This is a genomic window from Rudaea sp. (assembly GCF_036383415.1).
In the GTDB taxonomy this organism is placed as follows: domain Bacteria; phylum Pseudomonadota; class Gammaproteobacteria; order Xanthomonadales; family Rhodanobacteraceae; genus Rudaea.
Window position 1 is genome coordinate 1 of the sequence record NZ_DASVOK010000048.1, and the last position, 20,141, is coordinate 20,141.

Consider the following 20,141-nt stretch of genomic DNA (forward strand, 5'->3'; position numbering starts at 1 on the left):
GCTCGACATCGACGATCTGAACAAGGTCGAAAAGGAATTTTCCTACCCCGGCGAAGGCTGGGGCATGACGCGCAACGACAAGAGCCTGCTGCTCAGCGACGGCACATCGACGATCCGCCTGCTCGACCCGCAGACGCTGAAGCAGACCGGCGCGATCGAGGTGACCGCGCAAGGCCAGCCGCTGGCTCAGATCAACGAGCTCGAGTGGATCAAGGGCGAGATCTACGCAAACCTCTGGCAAACCCAGCGCATCGCGCGCATCGACCCGAAAACCGGCAAGGTGACGGCGTGGATCGATCTGACCGGCCTGCTCTCGCATGCCGACCGCGAAGCCGCGGGCGCGGACGTGCTCAATGGCATCGCCTGGGACGCGAAGACCGATCGCCTGTTCGTCACCGGCAAGTATTGGCCGAACGTGTTCGAGATCAGGCTGGTTGCGCCAGCGGCGCCGAAATAACCGAGCCGTCGTTGGCGGCATCGCCGCGCCGACACGACACGCCGGCGCGGATCGCGTCGTCGTTGAAATGGTAGATCCCGTCTTCGCCGAGCGCATGCCAGCAGTCGAGGCCGACGCGATACGGCACGAGTCGACCGGGCGGCCCACCGGCCCGGTACAGCATTTCGTCACTCATCGGCACGAATTGGCGCATTGCAAATTTCCGTGTGCGACACCATTTCTGAGCACGTAGTAGATCAAGTGCGGATGGAAGGCGCGTGGCTGGCTTCTGACTTATTTCTTGCAATCGTCCGTGATTGCGAGAATCACAAAGCGGCCATTCAAGGCGGTTAGCACAAATTCAATTTGTTTCGAGTACTATCGGGCCAGCTCCTGCCCTGGAGAACAAAAACATGCAAAGGGACAATCCCTGGATCACCTTGCGCGGCGCCAAGGACGAGGACATCCCGCTGTTTTCATCGGCGTTGCTGATCGCCAAGGATGAATACCCGGCGCTGGCCGCGGCCGACTACGAGGCGCAGTTGCAGGACTACGGCGTGCGCCTGCGCAAGATCCTCGATCCGACCGAATCCGCTGCGACCCAGCTGCGCACGCTGAACGGTTTCCTATTCGACGAGCTCGGATTCTCCGGCGACGATCAGGATTACTACGATCCGCGCAACAGCTATCTGAACGACGTGCTCGATCGTCGCCTCGGCAATCCGATTTCGCTTGCGGTCGTGCAGATCGAACTCGCGCGCCGGCTCGACGTGCCGCTCGAAGGCGTCTCGTTCCCCGGCCACTTCCTCGTGCGCTTGCCGCTCGACGAGGGTATCGTCGTGCTCGATCCGTTCCAGAAGGGCCGTTCGCTCGACGCGGCCGAATTGCGTCGTCGCGCACGCACGCACCTCGACACGCACGATATCGACGATGCGCGCCTCGCGCGCATGCTGGAGCCGGCCAGCCACCGCGCCATCCTCACGCGCATGCTGCGCAACCTGAAAGGCGTTTACGCCGAACGCGAGCAGTGGGAAAAGGCGCTGCGCTGCTGCGACCGCCTGCTCACGCTCGATACGCATCAGCCGGGCGAGTATCGCGACCGCGGCCAGTACTATCTCAAGCTCGGTCACGTGCGCGCGGCGAGCGAGGATCTGCGCCGCTATCTCTCTCTGGTGCCGCAGGCCGACGATGTCGATGCGGTCGCGCTGCAGGTCGCCGAGATCGGCACCAATCTGCCGCGCTTGAATTGACATCTGTTTCCCTTCTCCGGCCAGGGGAAGGGAAGCGACGTCAAATCTCCATCATCTCGAAATCCGACTTGGTCACCCCACAATCGGGGCAGGTCCAGGTTTCCGGAATATCTTCCCAGCGCGTGCCCGGCTCGATGCCGTCGTCGGGCCAACCCTGCACTTCGTCGTAGATCCAGCCGCAGACCACGCACATGAATTTGCGGAAGGGGGTGTCGTCGGTTTGCGCTACGGCGTTCATTGCGGAATGGTCGGGAATCGGGGTTTCTGGTTGAAGTGGGGCCGGAAGGGCCACTTTGGGCTTTTCGCGAGGGAGAGCGGCGCGAAAGGGAGCTTAATTCTAACGGTAGACTAGGCGCCATGCATCCACACCTGACCCGGCGCGGCCTCTACGCGATCAGCGACGGCCCGCGCCCCGACCTTCTTTCCGCCGTCAAGGCCGTCCTGCACGGCGGCGCCGCACTGCTGCAGTACCGCGACAAGACGACCGACTCCGCACGCCGCGCATTCGAGGCGCGCGCGCTGCGCGAGCTGTGCGCACGCTTCGAAGTGCCGTTCATCGTCAACGACGATGTCGAGCTTGCGCTGGCGGTCGCTGCCGATGGCGTGCATCTTGGCGAAGACGATAGCGCCGTCGCCGCCGCGCGTGCGCGCCTCGGCGCCGGCGTGATCATCGGCGCCTCGTGCTACGACTCGCTGGCGCGCGCGCGACAACTCGCCGCAGCCGGTGCAGACTATCTCGCATTCGGCGCATTCTTCTCGTCGCCGACCAAGCCGAATGCGCGTCGCGCCACGCTGGACCTGTTGAGCGAGGCGAAACCGCTGGGCCTGCCGCTGGTGGCAATCGGTGGCATCACGCCCGACAATGCGCGGCCCTTGGTGGAAGCCGGTGCCGATTTCCTCGCGGCGATCTCCGGCGTGTTCACGCAGGCCGATCCCGAGGTGGCCGCGCGACGCTATGCGGCATTGTATAAAAATTGAAAAAGTGGAAAACATGATCACGAATCACGATTGGTTCCAGCGCGCGCAACCCCTGATGCCGGGTGGCGTCAACTCGCCGGTGCGCGCGTTCAAGTCGGTTGGCGGCGAACCGTTCTTCACCGACCACGCCGATGGCGCATATCTCTGGGACGTCGAAGGCAAGCGCTACATCGACTACGTCGGCTCGTGGGGGCCGATGGTCGCCGGTCACAATCATCCCAAGGTGCGCACCGCAGTCGTCGAGGCCGCGCGTGCGGGCCTGTCGTTTGGCACGCCGTGCCCGATGGAAGTGCGCATGGCCGAGGAGATCACGCGCCTGATTCCTTCGGTCGAAGTGCTGCGCATGGTCAACTCCGGCACCGAGGCGACGATGTCGGCGATCCGCCTCGCGCGCGGCGCGACCGGACGCGACAAGATCGTCAAGTTCGAAGGCTGCTACCACGGTCATGCCGACTCGTTCCTGGTCAAGGCCGGCTCGGGCGCACTGACCCTGGGCGTGCCGACTTCGCCCGGTGTGCCGAAGGCGCTGGCCGATCTCACCCTGACCTTGCCGTACAACGATCTCGACGCGGCCAAGGCGTTGTTCGCGCAGGTCGGCGAGCAGATCGCCGGCCTGATCATCGAGCCCGTCGCGGGCAACATGAACTGCATTCCGCCGCGTCCCGGCTATCTGCAGGGGCTGCGCGAGCTGTGCACGCAGTACGGCGCGCTGCTGATCGTCGACGAGGTGATGACCGGCTTCCGCGTCGCGCTCGGCGGCGCGCAGGCGCTCTACGGCGTAACACCGGATTTGACCACGTTCGGCAAGATCATCGGCGGCGGCATGCCGGTCGGCGCCTACGGCGGTCGGCGCGAGATCATGGAGAAGATCGCGCCGAGCGGGCCGGTGTATCAGGCCGGCACGCTGTCGGGCAATCCGATCGCGATGGCCGCGGGCCTGGCCATGCTCGAAGTGATCCAGGCGCCAGGCTTCTACGCCGAGCTGGAGCGCAAGACTAATCTGCTTACCGATGGCCTCGTCGCAGTCGCGCTCGATGCCGGCGTACCGTTCAGCGTCAACCGCGTCTGCGGCATGTTCGGCCTGTTCTTCACTGCGGAAAAAGTGGAAACGTATACCCAGGCCACGGCCTGCGACGTCGCCGCGTTCAATCGCTTCTTTCACGCGATGCTCGACCGCGGCGTCTACCTCGCGCCGTCGGCGTTCGAGGCCGGATTCATTTCGACCGCACACAGCGAGCAGGACATCGCCGATACGCTCGAGGCGGCCCGCGCCGCATTCCGAAAATCCAGTTAGAACAGGCTTTACACATAGATCGCTTTACAGTGAAAATGGCGCTGTCAGGATGATCCGGCCGTCACGATGACGGTTCAACCGGAGCGTTTCATGAAACTGACAGTGATTTCATCCGCCGTGGCGCTGGTCTTCGCGAGTTGCGCGGTGGCCCCCGTTTCCGCCGCCGAAGCGGCACAGGTTGCCGCTGCGCCGGCTGTGGTCAAGCTGCACGCGGCTCTGCGCGGTCTGTGGCAAGGTCATGCGGAGCGGACGCGTGCCTACGCACTCGCGGTCAAGGCGCACGATGCCGCGGCGGCGGACAAGGCCGCCAAGGATGTCGTTGCCAATGCCACGCAGATCGCCGATGCGGTCGGCGGGTTCTACGGTGAGGCGGCCGGCAAACAGATGCTGCAGCTGCTCGCCGGCCACTGGGGCGGAGTCAAGGCGCTGACCGATGCCGAACAGCGCGGTGATGCGGCGGCGAAACAGAAGGCGATGGACGATCTCGTCGCCAACGGCAATGCGATCGCGGGCTTCCTTGCGGGCGCGAATCCGTATCTGAAAAAAGATGCAGTGCTTTCGTTGCTGACCGCGCATGTCGGCCATCACGCCGCGCAGGTGCGCGAGATCATGCAGGGCGACACGCAGGCCGAAGCGAAAACCTGGATAGCCATGCAGGCGCACATGGACGTCATCGCCGACGCGCTGGCCGATGCGATCGCCAGGCAGTTCCCGGCGAAGGCGGCCTGAGGCGATGAATCAAACCCTGCGTCGTTTCGGACCGAGCGTGCGCAAATTGCTGCGTACGCTGCTGGGTTCCGCGCAGGGCGCAAGCGTGGAAACCCTGTGCGAGGCGCTCGGGGTGACGCACAACGCGGTGCGCCAGCATCTGACCGCGTTGATCCATGCGGGCTGGGTCGAGCGCGGTCATGCACGCCAGAGCGGCGGTCGGCCGCAGCTGCGCTACGTGCTGACCGAGGCCGGTCGCGAACTGTTCCCGCGCAACTACGCGATGATCACGACCGGCATCCTCGATCACCTCTACGCGAGCGTGGGGCCGGCCGGCGTCCAGGCCATGCTCACCGGATTGGGCCGTGAACTCGGCTCGACCGCCGCGCAGCGCGCGCACGGCGGCGATGCGGACGAAACCGCGCAGGCGCTTGCCGCGCAGCTCGATGCGCTCGGCTACGAGGCGCAGGCCGTGAAGCGCGACGGCGAAACGCAGATCGAGGCATACAACTGCGTCTTCCATGCCCTCGCGCGCGCGCATCCGGAAATCTGCCGCTTCGATCTGGCCTTCATGGAAGCCGCCAGCCGGCGCAAGGTGCAGCATCTGGAATGCATCGTGCGCGGCGGCGGTGCCTGCCGCTTCCGCCTCGCCGAGCGCAGCGAAGGGGAGTGAATCGCGAACCGCTTAATTGGTTTCCTTGACCGGGATCGCGTTGATGCTGTTCTCGGCGAGTGCGCGCTTCGACGATTCGGTTTCGCTTGCGGTGGCGAACGGGCCGAGGCGCACGCGGTGCAGGGTCTTGCCGTCGGTGGTGCTCGTGTAGACCTTGGCGCTGAAGCCGAGCATCGTGAGCTTGGCCTTCAACGCGTCGGCCGCGGCCGCATCGCTGGTCGCGGTGACCTGGAGCATGTAGCGTCCGCCGCCCGCAGCGGGCGCCGGTGTCGTCTGAGTTGCCGGGTTGTTCGGATTCGCTGCATTCGCCTGCGCCTGCTGCTTCGCGCGCTGCTGCTCGGCCTTGGCCTTGGCCGAAAGCTCCGCGTCGGGAATGACGACTTCCTTCTCCGGCAGCGTCGTGTAGAAGTCATAATTGCTCTTCGGCGGCGCGGGCGGCTGCGCCTTGGCCGTGTCGTCGGCCAGCGCCTTTTCCGATTCCTTCGGCGCGACCGCCTCGGGATTGGGCTGCGGCAGGTTCTTGCCGCCGCGCAGCGTCGGAATCTTGCCGCCGTAGAGCACGGCGACCGAGCCGACCACGCCGAGCGCGACACCGAGCAGCACCATCGCCCAGGCCGGCGTCTGCCGGCGATCGCCGTTGCGCGATGCCTGTGAATTCCGCTTTGCCATGAACCTACCTCAAAACGTAGCGAGCGAAACCAGTTCGTGCGTCGCCGGAGCGCAGGAACCGGAGTTTACTGATGGTAAATGAGGATGACTCGCCGCATCCACGGCTCGCCCTTCGGGCCGGCTTCGCCGTTCGCTCCGGCATCCTGCCTACGCAGTCCGAGCACCGCCGGCACGCGAAATGGTGAGCGCAGTAGTTTTGAGGCAGGTTCATTACATCTGCTCCGGGGCGGAGACGCCAAGCAAATCGAGTCCGTTCGCAAGAACCTGGCGCGCGGCGACGGCGAGCGCAATGCGCGCATCGCGCAGATCGGCATCCTCGACGATGAATTGATGCGCGTGATAGTAGGTATGCAGCGCGTTGGCCAGTTCGCGCAGGTAGCTCGCGATCAGGTGCGGCTCGAGATTGAGCGCCGCCGCTTCGACCACTTCCGGATAGCGCGAGACCTCGACCATGAGCGTGCTCTCGTGCTCGTTGTCGAGCTTCGCCAATTGCGCGAGGCCATTGTCGCGGTTCCACGAGAGGCCGCGCTCGTCGAGCTGACGCAGCACGCTGCACACGCGCGCATGCGCGTACTGGATGTAGTAGACCGGATTGTCGTTCGACTGCGAGCGCGCGAGATCGATATCGAACACCATCTGCGAATCGGACTTGCGCGCGATGAGGAAATAGCGCGTCGCGTCGCGGCCTACCTCGTCGACGAGGTCGCGCAGGGTGACGTAGCTGCCGGCGCGCTTGGAGATCTTCACTTCCTCGCCGCCGCGCATCACCGTGACCATCTGGTGCAGCACATACTCGGGCCAGTTTTTCGGAATGCCCATGTCGAGCGCCTGCAGGCCAGCCTTCACCCGCATCAGCGTCGAGTGATGGTCGCTGCCGTGCTCGTTGATCACGCGCTGGTAGCCGCGATTCCATTTGCTCACGTGGTAGGCGACGTCGGGCAGGAAGTAGGTGTAGCTGCCGTCCGACTTGCGCATGACCCGGTCTTTGTCGTCGCCGAAATCGGTCGTGCGCAGCCACAGCGCGCCTTCGTGCTCGAAGGTGTGGCCGTGCTTGACGAGCTCCTGCGCGGTGCGCGCGACCGAACCGTCGGTATAGAGCGAGGATTCGAGATAGTAGGTATCGAACGGCGCGACGCCGAACGCCTGCAGGTCGAGGTCTTGTTCGTGGCGCAGATAAGCCACGGCGAAACGGCGGATCGCGTCGAGATCGTTCGCGTCGCCCGTCGCCGGCACGTCGCGTCCGTCCGCGTGCGCAACTTCGCGCGCGAGGAACGCGGCGGCGACGTCCTTGATGTAATCGCCGCGGTAGCCATCGGCCGGCCAGCGCGGATTGTCGACATCGATACCGAGCGCGCGCGCCTGCACCGACTTGGCAAGGTTGTCGATCTGCGCGCCGGCGTCGTTGTAGTAGAACTCGCGTCCGACGTCCGAGCCGGTCGCCTCGAGCACGCGCGCGAGGCAATCGCCGACTACCGCGCCGCGGCCGTGGCCGATATGCAGCGGCCCGGTCGGATTGGCCGAGACGAACTCGATCTGGGTTTTTTTCTTCGCGCCGATCGTGCTGCGACCGTACTGCGCGGCCTCGGCGAACACGCGCCGCGTTTCTTCGTGATATGCCGCCGGACTCAGGAAGAAATTGATGAAGCCCGGTCCCGCGATCTCGACTTTTTCGACGAGCGTGTTCTGCGGCAACGCCGCTACGAGCGCCTGGGCGAGCGCGCGCGGGTTCGTGCGCGCGGGCTTGGCCAGCGCGAGCGCCGCGTTCGTGGCGAAATCGCCATGCTCGCGGCTCTTGGTGCGTTCGAGGACGAAGGCGGCACTGGCGTCGGCCGACAACGTGCCGGCGCTGCGCAGGCTGTCCAGCGCCTGCTCGATCAGGGTGCGGAGTTGATCTTTCACTGGAAATCGGGGCGTTTGTCTGCGCCCTCTATTGTACGGTTCCGCGGCCGTTTGCGCGCGGTTCGATCACCGCCGGCGCTAACGCTTCCCGCTTTCCGCCCCGTATAGTCATGCCTGCGACGGAATTCGCCGTTGAGTGGACCCCGTGTGAGAAGGTTTGTATGCGCATCCTGGTAGTCGAAGACGATGCCCTCGTGGCTGATGCGATGCTGCGTGGCCTGATCCAGAGCGGTTTCGCGGTCGACCGCGTCGCCAGTGCCGAGCTGGCCGAGGCGGCCATGCAGCAGGAAACGTTCGACCTGCTCCTCGTCGATCTCGGCCTGCCCGGCATGGACGGCTTCGAGCTCGTGCGTCGCGTGCGCCGCGCGGGCAGCGGCTTGCCGGTGCTGATCGTGACCGCGCGCGATGGCCTTGCCGATCGGGTCAACGCACTCGACATCGGTGGCGACGACTATCTGGTCAAACCGTTTGCCGTGCCCGAGCTCGCCGCGCGTTGCCGCGCGCTGATCCGGCGCAGCAAGGCGGCCGGCAATCCGCAACTCAGCATCGCCGGCCTGCACATGGATCTGCCGCGGCGCGAAGCCCGCGTCGACGGCCAACCGCTCGAGCTGACCCCGCGCGAATGGGCCGTGCTCGAATGCCTTGCGCTGCACGTCGGCCAGGTCGTGCACAAGGAACGCTTGCAGCAGGCGGTGTCGAGCTGGAGCGACGACATCACGACGAATGCGGTCGAGGTCTATGTCTCGCGCCTGCGCGGCAAGCTCGGCGATACGGTGTCGATCCGTACCGTGCGTGGGCTCGGCTACCGGCTCGACGAATCCTGAGGACAGGTTTTTATGGCCGCAGCTGCGCGCACGTCCTCGGTCCGCCGCCGCCTGCTCCTGCTGCTGTCGGCGCCGCTCGGGCTGCTGCTCGCGGCCGGCGTGCTGATCGACTACTACTCGACCGCGTCGCCGATGCACGCCGCCTATGATCAGGTGCTGGCGAGTTCGATCGTCGCCGTGATCGCGCACCTGAACATCGGCGCCGACGGCGAGGTGAAATCGGAACTCTCGGACCAGGCGATTGCCGTGCTGCGTGCCGACAACCACGACGAAATCTACTATCTCGTGCTCGGTGCCGACGGCGAATTCGTGGCCGGCGATGCGGGCCTGCCGGTGGCGCCGCCGGGCAGCGACAATCCCTCGTTCGCCGACGCGGAATACCGCGACGCGCAGGTACGCGTGGCCACGTACCGGTTGACGAACGCGAGCGGTGTCATCGCAGTCAGCGTCGCCGAGACAACGAACAAGCGCCGCGAGGCCTTGCACAGCATGCTGACCTTCATCGTCGCAAGCGATCTGGCGCAATTGCTCGGCACGCTGCTGCTGGTCTGGGTCGGCGTGCGCGCGGGTCTGCAGCCGCTGCTGGCGCTGCGCGATCAGATCGCGCGCCGTTCCGCGCGCGACCTGGCAGCGCTCGACGATTCGCAGGTGCCGGGTGAGGTGCGTCCGCTGACCCAGGAACTCAACCGCCTGTTCGCGAGGGTCGCCGAGGCGGCGAATGCGCAGCATCGTTTCCTCGCCAACGCCGCGCACCAGCTGCGCACGCCGCTGGCCGGCCTGCAGGCGCAGCTCGAACTGCTGTCGAACGATCTGCGCGGGCACGGCGCGAGCGATCCGGCCCTGCGCGAGCGCGTCGCGCGCCTGCATGCGGGCATGCAGCGGTTGGGCCATACGGCGAACCAGTTGCTCGCGCTCGCTCGCGCGGAGCCCGCCGCGAATCCTGGCGGCGACTTCCGCGCGCTTGATCTCGCCGATCTGGCCAAGGACGGCGTCGCCGCGCACTTCGATCGCGCGCTCGCTGCGCGCATCGATCTCGGACTCGAAGCCGAGCCTGCCCGCACCCAGGCCAGCGACTGGCTGCTGCGCGAACTGCTCGCCAACCTGATCGACAATGCGCTGACCTACACGCCGGCCGGAGGCAATGTCACCGTGCGCTGCGGAACCGCCTCCGAGTTGCGTCAGGTATTTCTTGAAGTCGAGGACGACGGCCCCGGCATTCCCGACGCCGAACGCGCGCGCGTGTTCGAGCGCTTCTACCGCATCGCCGGCGGCGAACGCGAGGGTAACGGGCTCGGTCTCGCGATCGTCGAGGAGATCGCGCGCGCGCATGGTGCTGCCGTCGTGCTCACGAGCGGAGCCGGTGGGCGTGGCACGCGCGTGCGCATCAGGTTCGCCACGAGTGGCGCCTGAGCAAGAACCCCCGATGCGCAAGAAAAGAAAAGGCCGCAACGCGGCCCTTTCTCGTACAACTGGACGAATGCCTTACTCGAGGTCGAGGAACGAGCGCAGCTGTTCCGAGCGGCTCGGATGGCGCAGCTTGCGCAGCGCTTTGGCTTCGATCTGGCGGATGCGCTCGCGGGTGACATCGAACTGCTTGCCGACTTCTTCCAGCGTGTGGTCGGTGTTCATGTCGATGCCGAAGCGCATGCGCAGCACCTTGGCCTCGCGCGGCGTCAGGCCACCGAGCACGTCGCGCACGGTTTCGTGCAGGCCGGTGCCCGTCGCCGCGTCGACTGGCGATTCGATGCTGGTGTCTTCGATGAAATCGCCCAAGTGGGAGTCTTCATCGTCGCCGATCGGCGTTTCCATCGAGATCGGTTCCTTGGCGATCTTGAGTACCTTGCGGATCTTGTCCTCGGGCATCTCCATCTTCACCGCCAGCTCTTCCGGCGTCGGCTCGCGGCCCATCTCCTGCAGCATCTGGCGGCTGATGCGGTTGAGCTTGTTGATCGTCTCGATCATGTGCACCGGGATGCGGATCGTGCGCGCCTGGTCGGCGATCGAGCGCGTGATCGCCTGGCGGATCCACCACGTCGCGTAGGTCGAGAACTTGTAGCCGCGGCGGTATTCGAACTTGTCGACCGCCTTCATCAGGCCGATGTTGCCTTCCTGGATCAGGTCGAGGAACTGCAGGCCGCGATTCGTATACTTTTTCGCAATCGAGATGACCAGGCGCAGGTTGGCCTCGACCATTTCCTTCTTCGCGCGGCGCGCCTTGGCCTCGCCGATCGACATGGCGCGGTTGATTTCCTTGACGTCCGCGAGCGAGAGGAACAGGGTCTTTTCCAGCGCGACGAGCTTTTCCTGCTCGGCGAGGATGTCTTCCTTGTGCGCCTTGATCGACGAAGCCCACTTCTGCTTCTTGCGGATGATGTCGTCGGCGAACTTCGGGTTGGTCTCGTTCGACGGGAACGCCTTGATGAAATCCTTGCGCGGCATGTGCGACTGCTTGATGCAGATGTCCATGATCACGCGCTCGTGCTGGCGGACCAGGGCAACCACTTCGCGCAGCTTGCGCACGAAGGCGTCGATCATGATCGACGGCAGCTTGAGCTTGAGGAAGGCCTCGGCCATCTGGTCGCGGATCTTCTGCGTCTTCTTGTCCTCGGTGCCGATCTTGGCAGCGCTCTTCTGGAACTTGAGATAGAGCGCGCGCAGCTCTTCCATGCGCCGCGTCACTTCGGCCGGATCGGGACCGGTCTCGCCGGGGCCGGCCTCTTCGCCGCCTTCCGCGTCGTCCTCATCGTCATCCTTGCTCGCTGCGCCGGCATCCTCGACTTCGAGCATCTCCTCGTTGACTTCGAGGCCGGGCACTTCCACGTCGACGAAGCCAGTCAGCACCTCGGACAGGCGCTTGCGGCCTTCGGTGTGCTGGTCGTATTCCTCGACGAGCAGCTGGATCGACCACGGGAAACTGGCGAGCGAGGACTGGACCTGGCCCAGGCCCTCCTCGATGCGCTTGGCGATCGCGATCTCGCCCTCGCGCGTGAGCAGTTCGACCGTGCCCATTTCGCGCATGTACATGCGCACCGGGTCGGTCGTGCGGCCGACTTCGGCATCGACCGCGGACAACACGGCCACGGCCTCTTCGGTCGCGGTCTCGTCGTCCGTCGTCACGGGCGCATCGGGCAGGATCGTATCGCCTTCCGGCGCGACCTCGTGCACCTCGATGCCCATGTCGTTGATCATGCCGATGATGTCTTCGATCTGTTCCGGATCGACGATGTCGTCGGGCAGGTGATCGTTGACCTCGGCGTAGGTGAGGAACCCTTGTTCCTTGCCCTTGATGATCAGGGTCTTGATTTCGGACTGTTGCTGGCTGCGGGTTTCAGCGTTCATGGAATCTACGGCTCAAAGATCAAAGACTGGAAAGTATAGGAGGGGTGTCAAGGAAGGCCGGGAACCGCGAATCTGGCGGCGGGATGGCTTGAAATGACAAGCAAAAGCAAGGCCAATCGACGTCGCGGGACCACGGACGACGATTCCCGGCACGGCTAGCGCGCCTCCAACCAGAACGTCACCGGTCCGTCGTTGACGAGACTGACCTCCATATGGGCACCGAAACGGCCAATTTCCACTGGCGAATGGCGGATTTTTGCCAATTCGACCAGGCGATTGAACCAACGTTCCCCTTCGGCAGGCGTCGCCGCGGTCGAAAACCCCGGGCGCATGCCCGAGCGCGTGTCTGCGGCGAGGGTGAATTGCGAGACGAGCAGCAGCCCGCCGCCGGTCTGCGCCAGCGAGAGATTCATCTTCCCGTCGGCATCGCCGAACACGCGGTAGCCGAGCAGGCGTTCGAGCAAGCGCTGGGTCTGAGGCTCGCCGTCCCCAGGCTGCACACCGATCAGCGCGAGCAGGCCCGGGCCGATCCGGCCGACGGTTTCGTTGTCGACGTCCACACGCGCTTCGGTGACGCGCTGGATCAGGGCAATCATGAAGTTCCGATGCGGCATAGGCCGCGGCAGCGAGGGCAGCGGCAATGCTCCCGATGAGGCGCGGCGGCGTCAATGCCGACACGGCCGAAGATGCCCGGCTACAATCGGTTTTTCCCACGCTTTCCCCCTGCATGCGTTGGTATATCTGGATCATCTACGGCCTGCTGCGCCTGCTTGGCCAGCTTCCGTTGCGCATCCTGCACGCTCTCGGCGCGGGATTCGGCTGGCTGCTCGCCCACACCGACAATCCCATGCGGCGCAAGGCCGAACACACCCTCTCCCGGATCAATACGTCGTTTGGCGAGGAAAAGCGTCATTTTCTTTGCGCGGCGTTGGCCGAAGCCGGCAAGTCCTTCTTCGAGATCGCGAAGATCTGGACCGGCGCTCCAGCGCGCACGCTTGCTCTCGTGCGCGAGGTGCGCGGCGGTGAGCTGTTCGATGCAGCGCTCGCGGCCAGGCGCGGCCTCATCATCGCCGCGCCGCACCTCGGCTGCTTCGAACTGCTCAACTACTGGCTGTGCAGCCGCACGCGGATCGCGATCGCCTACCGTCCACCGCGGCAGGCCGAACTCGAACCGCTGCTGATCCGAGCGCGTGGCGGGCTGTCGGCGGAACAGGTGCGCGCCGAAGGCAGCGCCGGCGTGCGCACGCTGTTCAAGCGGCTCGCGGCGGGTGGCGTCGTCGGCATCCTGCCCGACCAGGAACCCAAACAGGGCGAAGGCGAGTTTGGACCGTTCTTCGGCCGCCCGGCGCTGACCATGGTATTGCTCTCGCGCCTCGCCCAGCGCACCGGCGCGACCGTGCTGTTCGCCTTCGCCGAGCGCCTGCCGCGCGGGCAAGGCTATGTGCTGCACATTCTGCCGGCGCCCGATGGCATCGCCGATCCCGAGTTGCCGAACGCCGTGGCTGCGCTCAATCGTGGCATCGAGAATTGCATCCGCCTAGCGCCGCACCAGTATCAGTGGCACTACAAGCGCTATTCAGCGCAGCCGCCGGCGAACGTCGAAGCGCGCTAACGGCTGGATTTCTTCGCGCGCGCGGCTTTGCGCTCGGGCTTCGGTGGCTCGATATCGGTCGGGTCCATCAAGGCAATCGGCAGGTCACGATTCTTCATCGCCATATTGCCCGCGTAGTCGCTCGCGATGATGCGTACGCTGTAGTCGCCCGCGGGCAACTGATCGGTTTGCCACGATCCGGCCGCGAACTTTCCGTCGCGCACGCTGTTGGTGACGACATAGCGGAAGCGCGTCGCCGCGCTGCCGTAGACGGTGATGCCGCTTTTCGCGGCGTAGGCGACCTTGGTCGCGGCGCTGTCGGCAGGGATGCGGTCGAAGACCAGCGTCATGCGCGGCTGCTCGAAACCGGGTGCCGGATTGCCGTCCTTGGTCAGGATCTGATAACCGAGCGAATGCAGGCCGAGGCGCCGTCGCGCCTCATTGCCATCGACCTGGTCCCAGGCCTCGACCACGATCGCGACACCGCGCGCATCGCGCGGCACGACCAGCCGCCCGCGGCGTTTCTGCGCGAGCGCCCTGCCGTCGGCGTCCTCGATCTGCACGCTGTCGATGCGTGGCGGCACATGGTCGGTGAAGTCCTTGAAGCCGAGCGCAATCGCGTTGCGCGTATAGCCCCAGTCGCCCCAGGTCAGGTGCACGTGAGCCATCGGGTTGGTCGTGCCGAGCACGTCGCCCGCGATGAAGCGCGTGCCGCGGCGCACACGCACGCGATAGAGGGTGCCGGTTTCGTCGCGCAACAACTGGAAGCGCGTTGCATCGAGTTCTTGGTCCTTGAGGTTGCGGCCGACGCGCATGTGGATGTAGCTCAATACGTCGAGGCTGATGCCCTCGCGCAACTCGTCGACGCCCCAGGCAGGCAGCGGATCTTCGATCTTGGCGTCGGCGATCGCGAGCACGGCGGCGCCGACGTTGTTGTGAATGTCGAGACCGTCGTGCAAGTGATCCAACGCGTCGCCATGATAGGCACCGCGCGCCTCGCCGACCGTACCGACGATTTCGTGACGCTCGTTCTGCGACCGCACCGGCCAGCGCCCGCCCGTGTCGGGTGGTCGCGCGTCAGGCGCAGGACCGATCGCGGTGGTCGGCTGCGCTGGCACTGCGCTCGCCGCCGGCTGGATCGCATGCAGGCGATGGCTCGCCGCATCGCTCAGACGAAGTGCACCGGCCGCATCGAGTGCGATGCCGGCGGGCCGGATGAAACGAGCGCCGTCGCTGCGCGCGTCGGTCAATACTGCGATCTGCCCAGCGGGAGCGAACTGCAGCACCGCGCCATGCGCCATATCGCCGACGTAAAGAAATCCGTCGTGCGTCAGCGCGAGGCTCAGCGGCCGGCGCAGCAACACCTTGTCGTCGAGCATGGTCGCGCGCGCGAAGGTGTCGACCTTGCCATCACCCGCAACACGGCGGATCGCGCCGTTGCCCGTGTCGGCCACCCAAACCGCGCCCGACTTGTCGACCGCGATGGCGCACGGCGTGTCGAAACTCGCCCCGATGCCGACGCCATCGCCGTAGCCGGGCGCACCGCTGCCGGCCAGCGTGCTGACGATACCGTCGAGCCCGATAACGCGGATGCGGTCGTTGTAGGTATCGGCGACGTAGACCTTGCCGACGTTGTCGACGGCGACGCCGATTGGCGCGTCGAACTGCGCTTGCACGGCGGCTCCGTCGCGCCAGCCGGCCGTTCCTGTGCCGGCGAACGTCGTCACCGCGCCTTGCGGCGTAATCCTGCGGATCGCGTGGTTGCCCGTGTCGGCGACGTAGAGATTGCCGGTCTTGTCGAGGGCGAGACCCGAGGGCGTGTTGAATGCGGCCGCCGCGCCGATGCCGTCGGCGAAACCTTCGCGGCCGCCGGCCAGGGTCGAGACGACACCGTCGGCCGCGATGCGGCGGATGCGATTGTTGTCGCCCGCATCGGCGACGTACGTCATGCCGTGCGTATCGATCGCAACGCCCCAGGGATCGGACCAGCGTGCCTGTGCAGCGGGTCCGTCGCGCAGTCCGGCTATGCCGTCGCCGGAGACGAGGGCGATGCGCGCGCTCCAGCCGAGCGTCGTTGCCGCTGGACCTGCCGGCGCCGCCGCGCGCGCCGGAGGCACCGGCCGCGGAGTGGGTTCACGCTGTCGAAAAAGTATAAAAGTAGACAATGCCGCAACGCCCGCGGCGCAAAGCAGGAGCAAACCGCGCCGCGGCGGGCGAAATCGAAGCGTCATGACGGAGAATCAGCCCGATGCGGTCTGCGCGACGAGAGGCCGCGTCACGGCGTTGCCGAAGCGGCGTCGCAACCAACGCTCGCAAGGCTGCGAGAATCCACGCGCGACCGCGACGCCGAGCAGCCACGCCAGCACCAGCGTCGGCACGTACCAGAGAAACCCCCAGCGCATATCGAATCCGCCGCTGCGAAAAGCCGCGACGAGGGCGAACACGACGAACATGTGAAACAGGTAGATCTCGTAACTGAGCCTGCCGCAGGAACACAACCAACCGAGGCGGCGCAGTCGCCACGGTCGCGCCGAAGCCGCCTGCCAGTGCAGGCCGAGGATCAGGCTCGCGGCGCTGCCGATCAGCAACCAGACGTTGTACTCGTGCATCGCCTGCCACAGCGACGCACCGGCGAAGAAGATCGCGCAAAGGCCGGTGCCGCCAAGCGCGCACAAAGCCGAGGCAAGCCAGCGCGGCGGCGCGGCGATGCGTGTGGCGAGCATTGCCGCGAGCACGCCGATCGCGATCGCGGACATGCCCGGCAGATATGCCTCCTCGTACCAGATGCCGCCGCCCGCGTCATGCAACGCCATGCGCACGAACGGCATCGACAGCACGAGCGCGACCAGCACCGCGACGAACATCCAGCGCACCTTGCCCAAGGTCAGGCAGACCAAGGGGAACCCCAAATAGAACACTTCTTCCACTGCTAGCGACCACATCACGTTCCAGCCGCCGGGCAGATAGCCGGTGGTGCCCTCGTACCAGTTCACATGGAATCCGAGCGCGGCGAAGATCGCGCCGCCCAGCGACTGGCTCGGCTTGTCGATCACGTAATAAGGCGCGCGGGCGAGATGCAGAGCGCTCAACAGCGCGACGACGAGTACTAGCGTTGGCAGGATGCGCGAGGCGCGTTGCAGATAGAACTGCGGCGCCGACAGCGCGCTCAAATCGCCCCAGCGTGCCAACGAGCGGCGAGCGATCAGGAACCCCGAAATCACGAAGAAGATCGCCACCGATTCGCCGCCGTTGTAGATCAGGCCCTTCAGCAACCAGGTCGGGAGAAAATCCGCGAGTGCGGTCTTGGTCAGCGGAATGCGAATCGCGAGATGGTGGATGACGACGAACAGGATAGCCATGCCGCGCAGCGCGTCGATGCCACGGTTGCGGTCGGTCGCCGCGGCGACCGACAAAGGAAAATGAGAATTCAAAGAGATAGAGTCCGGAGAAAGGAACGTCGCGGCTCAGCCCGGCCCGAGGCTGGCAAGATCGCGCTTGGCAGCATCAAGCCAGCGCGCTTCCTTGCGCCGGTAGTAGCTTGGCGAGACTTTCGCGCGCTTGAGCATGTCGTTGAATACCTCGCGCGCTTCGCGGAAACGCGAGCGTTGCACGAGCAGCGTGGCGTAGCGATAGCGCGCCTCCTCGCCCGGATAGCTCGTCGCCAGGTCGCGATAGCGTGCGAGCGCGGCGTCGGGATCGCCGAGCGCCTCGTCGATGCGCGCGCGCAGCAGATCGGCATCGTTCGAGCGCAGTTGCGGGTTTGCGGCGTACAGTTTGTCGAGGGTTTCCTTTGCTCCGGCGAAATCATCGAGGCCCACTTGCGCGCGGGCGAGGCCGATCGAGAAACCGACGTCGTTCGCGTTGATGCCCTTCAGGATCGAACGGTACAGCTCGGCCGCGTTGGTGTAGTCGCCAAGGTTGATGCATTCCTCGGCGAGCGCGCGGCGGTTGTCGACGGTATCGGCGAGCTCGAGGCGCTGTTCGATCTGCTTGCGCCGACGCTCCGGCGCGACGGTGTCGAGCACTTTCGTCGCGGTCTTGCGCGCACGCGGGTCATGGCGCAGGTCGGGCAGCACGTTGGCGATCACGTAGATGGCCACGCCGAGATACGAGCCGATCAGGATGATCCAGATCCAGTACAGCTCGCGGCGCGTACGCACCACGTGCACGGCGCAGGCGATCTGCAGGGCGAGCGAAAGAAGGACGAGTATCGGCATGCGGCATCCACGGCCTGCGTGAGGATGCGCAATTTTGCGTTACCCGGGCGAGGGCAACAAGCGCCGGCAGCGGCCCGCATTGCAGGCGGCCGGCGCCCAAGCAAACTTACTGCGGCGGCCGGTCACCGCTGAACTTCTGTGCTGTCGCGCCGTCGACCGCGCCGATCGTCGCGCTGTCGCTGACCCAGAGCTCGACCTCGCGCTTGAACTTCAGCGTGCCCTGCACGACCGCGTGCGGCCCGATCACGATGCGCGGCTTGCGCGAATTGACGGTGAACCAGCTATGGTTCTCCTCGACGAGGATGCCGCCTTCGACGCGCGAGTTGGCGCCGATCGTGATGTCGCCATTGACCGTGTAGATGCCGCCACCGATGTGCGCGGCGTCGAGTTGGATGCCGCCGTTGACGTTGGACGCCTTGCCGGCGACGTCGGCGCCCTGTTCGAGCGTGATCGAGCCGTTGACGACGTTGACCGTCCGGCCGACCTTGGCATTGGCGCCGAGCTTGATGCCACCGTTGACCGACTCGACCGAATCCAGCGTCGCGCTCGCGCCGACGTGGATCCCGCCGTTGACCGTCTCCGCGCTCTTCACGTGCGCGTTCGCGCCGATGCGGATGCCGCCGTTGACCGTGCTCAGCTTGCCGCCGTTGGCGCCGTCGTCGATCGAAATGGCGCCGTTGACCTTGTCGACGTCACCCTGGTCATCGGCAAATGCCGGAGCGATGAGGCCCAGCGCAAGCAGCAGGGCGAGCTTGATGCGGATCATGGAAGTCTCCCTCGTGTGGTGTAAGCCTACCCTCAGATGCAGCAGCGATGGAAACGGTTTAGGCGCCGTCGGCGTGAAGCCGAATTCCGTTACCATTGCGGGCATACCGCCGAACCGTTCAAGGAATCCCGCAGTGCCCGCTCCGAAGCCCGTACTCCTGCTGATCCTCGATGGCTGGGGCCATCGCGACGACCCTGCCGACAACGCGCTCGCCCAGGCCAAGCTGCCGACCTGGCGACACCTGCTCGCGACGTATCCCAATACTCTGGTGGAGACGCACGGCCGCTTCGTCGGCCTGCCCGATGGCCAGATGGGCAATTCCGAAGTCGGCCACATGAACATCGGCGCGGGTCGCGTCGTCTATCAGGACCTGACCCGCATCGACGCGGCGATCGAGGACGGCAGCTTCTACACCAATCCCGCGCTGATCGGCGCCTGTGCCGCGGCAAAGGATTCGACCTTGCACGTGTTCGGCCTGCTCTCGCCAGGTGGCGTGCATTCGCAGGAGGAACATATCTTCGCAATGCTCGATCTGGCCAAGCGCCAGGGTGTCGCCCAAGTCGCCGTGCATGCCTTCCTCGACGGCCGCGACACGCCGCCGCAAAGCGCGCGCGCCTCGCTGGAAAAACTGCAGGCGAAATGCGCCGCGCTCGGCAATGCGCGCATCGCCACGGTCAGCGGGCGCTATTACGCGATGGACCGCGACAAACGCTGGGAGCGCGTCAAATTGGCTTGGGATGCGATTGTCGAGGCGCAGTCCGAATTCCGTGTGAACGATGCGCTTGCCGCGCTCGATGCCGCGTATGCGCGCGGCGAAACCGACGAATTCGTCAAGCCGACCGTCGTCTTGAATGAATCGGGCGCCGGCGCAAAAGTCGCCGACGGCGACGCGGTGGTCTACATGAACTTCCGCTCCGACCGCGCGCGCCAGCTCACCCAGGCGTTCGTCGATCCGAAGTTCACCGGGTTCGAGGCGCGCCGGCCGAAGCTCGCCGCGTTCGTCACGCTGACCGAATACAGCGCCGACCTGCCGGTGACCGCGATCGCTTATCCGCCACAGTCGCTGTCGAACTCGCTCGGCGAATATCTCGCCGCGAAGGGGTTGAGCCAGCTGCGCATCGCCGAGACCGAGAAATACGCGCACGTTACCTTCTTCTTCTCCGGCGGGCGCGAGGAACCGTACGTGCACGAGGACCGCATCCTCGTGCCGAGTCCGAAGGTGGCGACCTACGACCTGCAGCCCGAGATGAGCGTGCCCGAAGTCGCCGACAAGCTCGCCGCGGCGATCCGCGGCAAGCAGTACGATTTCATCGTCTGCAACATCGCCAACGCCGACATGGTCGGCCATACCGGCAAGCTCGATGCCGCGATCAAGGCCGCGGAGGCAGTCGATACGGCGCTCGCCAAGATTCTCGCCGCGATCCTCGACGCCGGCGGCGAGATGCTGATCAGCGCCGACCACGGCAACTTCGAGCAGATGCTCGACGCGAACGGCGT

The 20,141-nt window shown here is 65.6% G+C and carries 20 protein-coding genes; 10 read left to right on the top strand and 10 right to left on the bottom strand.

Going from position 1 to position 20,141, the window contains the following annotated elements:
• The coding region (locus tag VF497_RS01595; RefSeq protein WP_330885594.1) for a glutaminyl-peptide cyclotransferase at positions 1-457 on the top strand (457 nt) is incomplete at its 5' end.
• Here VF497_RS01595 and VF497_RS01600 read toward each other — a convergent pair.
• Positions 426-650, bottom strand: a complete 225-nt coding sequence (locus VF497_RS01600; RefSeq protein WP_330885596.1) for a hypothetical protein — start codon at positions 648-650, stop codon at positions 426-428. The genes VF497_RS01595 and VF497_RS01600 overlap by 32 nt on opposite strands.
• 166 nt (positions 651-816) lie before the next feature.
• Here VF497_RS01600 and VF497_RS01605 point away from each other — a divergent pair, with 166 nt between their 5' ends.
• Positions 817-1,686 (top strand): SirB1 family protein, encoded by an 870-nt coding sequence (locus tag VF497_RS01605; protein ID WP_414706827.1) that lies wholly within the window; start codon positions 817-819, stop codon positions 1,684-1,686.
• Between the two features lie 40 nt (positions 1,687-1,726).
• On the opposite strand, the gene VF497_RS01610 is transcribed toward VF497_RS01605, so the two are convergent.
• Positions 1,727-1,924, bottom strand: coding sequence for a rubredoxin (locus VF497_RS01610; protein ID WP_330885600.1), 198 nt, complete (start codon positions 1,922-1,924; stop codon positions 1,727-1,729).
• Positions 1,925-2,043: 119 nt separating this feature from the next.
• On the opposite strand from VF497_RS01610, the gene thiE reads away from it, so the two are divergent.
• The 4 genes from thiE to VF497_RS01630 all read left to right on the top strand — a co-directional run bounded on the left by thiE (position 2,044) and on the right by VF497_RS01630 (position 5,339).
• Complete coding sequence (gene thiE, locus VF497_RS01615; protein WP_330885602.1) at positions 2,044-2,664, top strand: thiamine phosphate synthase; 621 nt, start codon at positions 2,044-2,046, stop codon at positions 2,662-2,664.
• Between the two features lie 13 nt (positions 2,665-2,677).
• The gene (gene hemL, locus VF497_RS01620) at positions 2,678-3,958 is read left to right on the top strand and encodes a glutamate-1-semialdehyde 2,1-aminomutase (protein WP_330885604.1); all 1,281 of its coding nucleotides are present in this window, start codon (positions 2,678-2,680) and stop codon (positions 3,956-3,958) included.
• A 90-nt stretch (positions 3,959-4,048) separates the two neighbouring features.
• Entirely contained in the window at positions 4,049-4,687 is a 639-nt protein-coding gene (locus VF497_RS01625; protein WP_330885606.1) for a hypothetical protein, read from the top strand.
• A gap of 4 nt (positions 4,688-4,691) precedes the next feature.
• Entirely contained in the window at positions 4,692-5,339 is a 648-nt protein-coding gene (locus VF497_RS01630; RefSeq protein ID WP_330885608.1) for a helix-turn-helix transcriptional regulator, read from the top strand.
• A 12-nt stretch (positions 5,340-5,351) separates the two neighbouring features.
• Here VF497_RS01630 and VF497_RS01635 read toward each other — a convergent pair whose 3' ends face one another.
• Together VF497_RS01635 and argS are read right to left on the bottom strand one after the other, a co-directional pair.
• Entirely contained in the window at positions 5,352-6,008 is a 657-nt protein-coding gene (locus VF497_RS01635; protein WP_330885609.1) for an SPOR domain-containing protein, read from the bottom strand.
• A gap of 210 nt (positions 6,009-6,218) precedes the next feature.
• Positions 6,219-7,907, bottom strand: a complete 1,689-nt coding sequence (gene argS, locus VF497_RS01640) for an arginine--tRNA ligase (protein ID WP_330885610.1) — start codon at positions 7,905-7,907, stop codon at positions 6,219-6,221.
• A 161-nt stretch (positions 7,908-8,068) separates the two neighbouring features.
• Here argS and VF497_RS01645 point away from each other — a divergent pair, with 161 nt between their 5' ends.
• Together VF497_RS01645 and VF497_RS01650 are read left to right on the top strand one after the other, a co-directional pair.
• Positions 8,069-8,731: a response regulator gene (locus VF497_RS01645; RefSeq protein WP_330885612.1), complete on the top strand. Its 663-nt coding sequence runs from the start codon at positions 8,069-8,071 to the stop codon at positions 8,729-8,731.
• Between the two features lie 12 nt (positions 8,732-8,743).
• The gene (locus VF497_RS01650; protein WP_330885614.1) at positions 8,744-10,141 is read left to right on the top strand and encodes a sensor histidine kinase; all 1,398 of its coding nucleotides are present in this window, start codon (positions 8,744-8,746) and stop codon (positions 10,139-10,141) included.
• Positions 10,142-10,213: 72 nt separating this feature from the next.
• Here VF497_RS01650 and rpoD read toward each other — a convergent pair whose 3' ends face one another.
• Together rpoD and dtd are read right to left on the bottom strand one after the other, a co-directional pair.
• Positions 10,214-12,070, bottom strand: coding sequence for an RNA polymerase sigma factor RpoD (gene rpoD / locus VF497_RS01655; RefSeq protein WP_330885616.1), 1,857 nt, complete (start codon positions 12,068-12,070; stop codon positions 10,214-10,216).
• A 155-nt stretch (positions 12,071-12,225) separates the two neighbouring features.
• Positions 12,226-12,666: a D-aminoacyl-tRNA deacylase gene (dtd, locus tag VF497_RS01660; protein WP_330885618.1), complete on the bottom strand. Its 441-nt coding sequence runs from the start codon at positions 12,664-12,666 to the stop codon at positions 12,226-12,228.
• A 131-nt stretch (positions 12,667-12,797) separates the two neighbouring features.
• Here dtd and VF497_RS01665 point away from each other — a divergent pair, with 131 nt between their 5' ends.
• Positions 12,798-13,682, top strand: a complete 885-nt coding sequence (locus VF497_RS01665; RefSeq protein WP_330885620.1) for a lipid A biosynthesis acyltransferase — start codon at positions 12,798-12,800, stop codon at positions 13,680-13,682.
• On the opposite strand, the gene VF497_RS01670 is transcribed toward VF497_RS01665, so the two are convergent.
• From VF497_RS01670 to VF497_RS01685, 4 genes are all read right to left on the bottom strand, one after another.
• On the bottom strand, positions 13,679-15,892 hold the full coding sequence (locus VF497_RS01670; protein ID WP_414706826.1) for an NHL repeat-containing protein: 2,214 nt from the start codon (positions 15,890-15,892) through the stop codon (positions 13,679-13,681). The genes VF497_RS01665 and VF497_RS01670 overlap by 4 nt on opposite strands.
• A gap of 9 nt (positions 15,893-15,901) precedes the next feature.
• Complete coding sequence (locus VF497_RS01675) at positions 15,902-17,074, bottom strand: acyltransferase (RefSeq protein WP_330885625.1); 1,173 nt, start codon at positions 17,072-17,074, stop codon at positions 15,902-15,904.
• A 51-nt stretch (positions 17,075-17,125) separates the two neighbouring features.
• Positions 17,126-17,878: a tetratricopeptide repeat protein gene (locus VF497_RS01680; protein ID WP_330885627.1), complete on the bottom strand. Its 753-nt coding sequence runs from the start codon at positions 17,876-17,878 to the stop codon at positions 17,126-17,128.
• A 106-nt stretch (positions 17,879-17,984) separates the two neighbouring features.
• Positions 17,985-18,644: a hypothetical protein gene (locus tag VF497_RS01685; RefSeq protein WP_330885629.1), complete on the bottom strand. Its 660-nt coding sequence runs from the start codon at positions 18,642-18,644 to the stop codon at positions 17,985-17,987.
• A gap of 133 nt (positions 18,645-18,777) precedes the next feature.
• On the opposite strand from VF497_RS01685, the gene gpmI reads away from it, so the two are divergent.
• On the top strand, positions 18,778-20,141 hold a 1,364-nt coding region (gene gpmI, locus VF497_RS01690; protein ID WP_330885630.1), incomplete at its 3' end, for a 2,3-bisphosphoglycerate-independent phosphoglycerate mutase.

Coding starts and splice junctions, on each gene's coding strand:
- VF497_RS01600 (WP_330885596.1), bottom strand. CDS start 650: ATGCGCCAATTCGTGCCGATGAGTGACGAAATGCTGTACCGGGCCGGT.
- VF497_RS01610 (WP_330885600.1), bottom strand. CDS start 1,924: ATGAACGCCGTAGCGCAAACCGACGACACCCCCTTCCGCAAATTCATG.
- thiE (WP_330885602.1), top strand. CDS start 2,044: ATGCATCCACACCTGACCCGGCGCGGCCTCTACGCGATCAGCGACGGC.
- hemL (WP_330885604.1), top strand. CDS start 2,678: ATGATCACGAATCACGATTGGTTCCAGCGCGCGCAACCCCTGATGCCG.
- VF497_RS01625 (WP_330885606.1), top strand. CDS start 4,049: ATGAAACTGACAGTGATTTCATCCGCCGTGGCGCTGGTCTTCGCGAGT.
- VF497_RS01630 (WP_330885608.1), top strand. CDS start 4,692: ATGAATCAAACCCTGCGTCGTTTCGGACCGAGCGTGCGCAAATTGCTG.
- VF497_RS01635 (WP_330885609.1), bottom strand. CDS start 6,008: ATGGCAAAGCGGAATTCACAGGCATCGCGCAACGGCGATCGCCGGCAG.
- VF497_RS01645 (WP_330885612.1), top strand. CDS start 8,069: ATGCGCATCCTGGTAGTCGAAGACGATGCCCTCGTGGCTGATGCGATG.
- VF497_RS01650 (WP_330885614.1), top strand. CDS start 8,744: ATGGCCGCAGCTGCGCGCACGTCCTCGGTCCGCCGCCGCCTGCTCCTG.
- rpoD (WP_330885616.1), bottom strand. CDS start 12,070: ATGAACGCTGAAACCCGCAGCCAGCAACAGTCCGAAATCAAGACCCTG.
- dtd (WP_330885618.1), bottom strand. CDS start 12,666: ATGATTGCCCTGATCCAGCGCGTCACCGAAGCGCGTGTGGACGTCGAC.
- VF497_RS01665 (WP_330885620.1), top strand. CDS start 12,798: ATGCGTTGGTATATCTGGATCATCTACGGCCTGCTGCGCCTGCTTGGC.
- VF497_RS01670 (WP_414706826.1), bottom strand. CDS start 15,892: ATGACGCTTCGATTTCGCCCGCCGCGGCGCGGTTTGCTCCTGCTTTGC.
- VF497_RS01680 (WP_330885627.1), bottom strand. CDS start 17,878: ATGCCGATACTCGTCCTTCTTTCGCTCGCCCTGCAGATCGCCTGCGCC.
- VF497_RS01685 (WP_330885629.1), bottom strand. CDS start 18,644: ATGATCCGCATCAAGCTCGCCCTGCTGCTTGCGCTGGGCCTCATCGCT.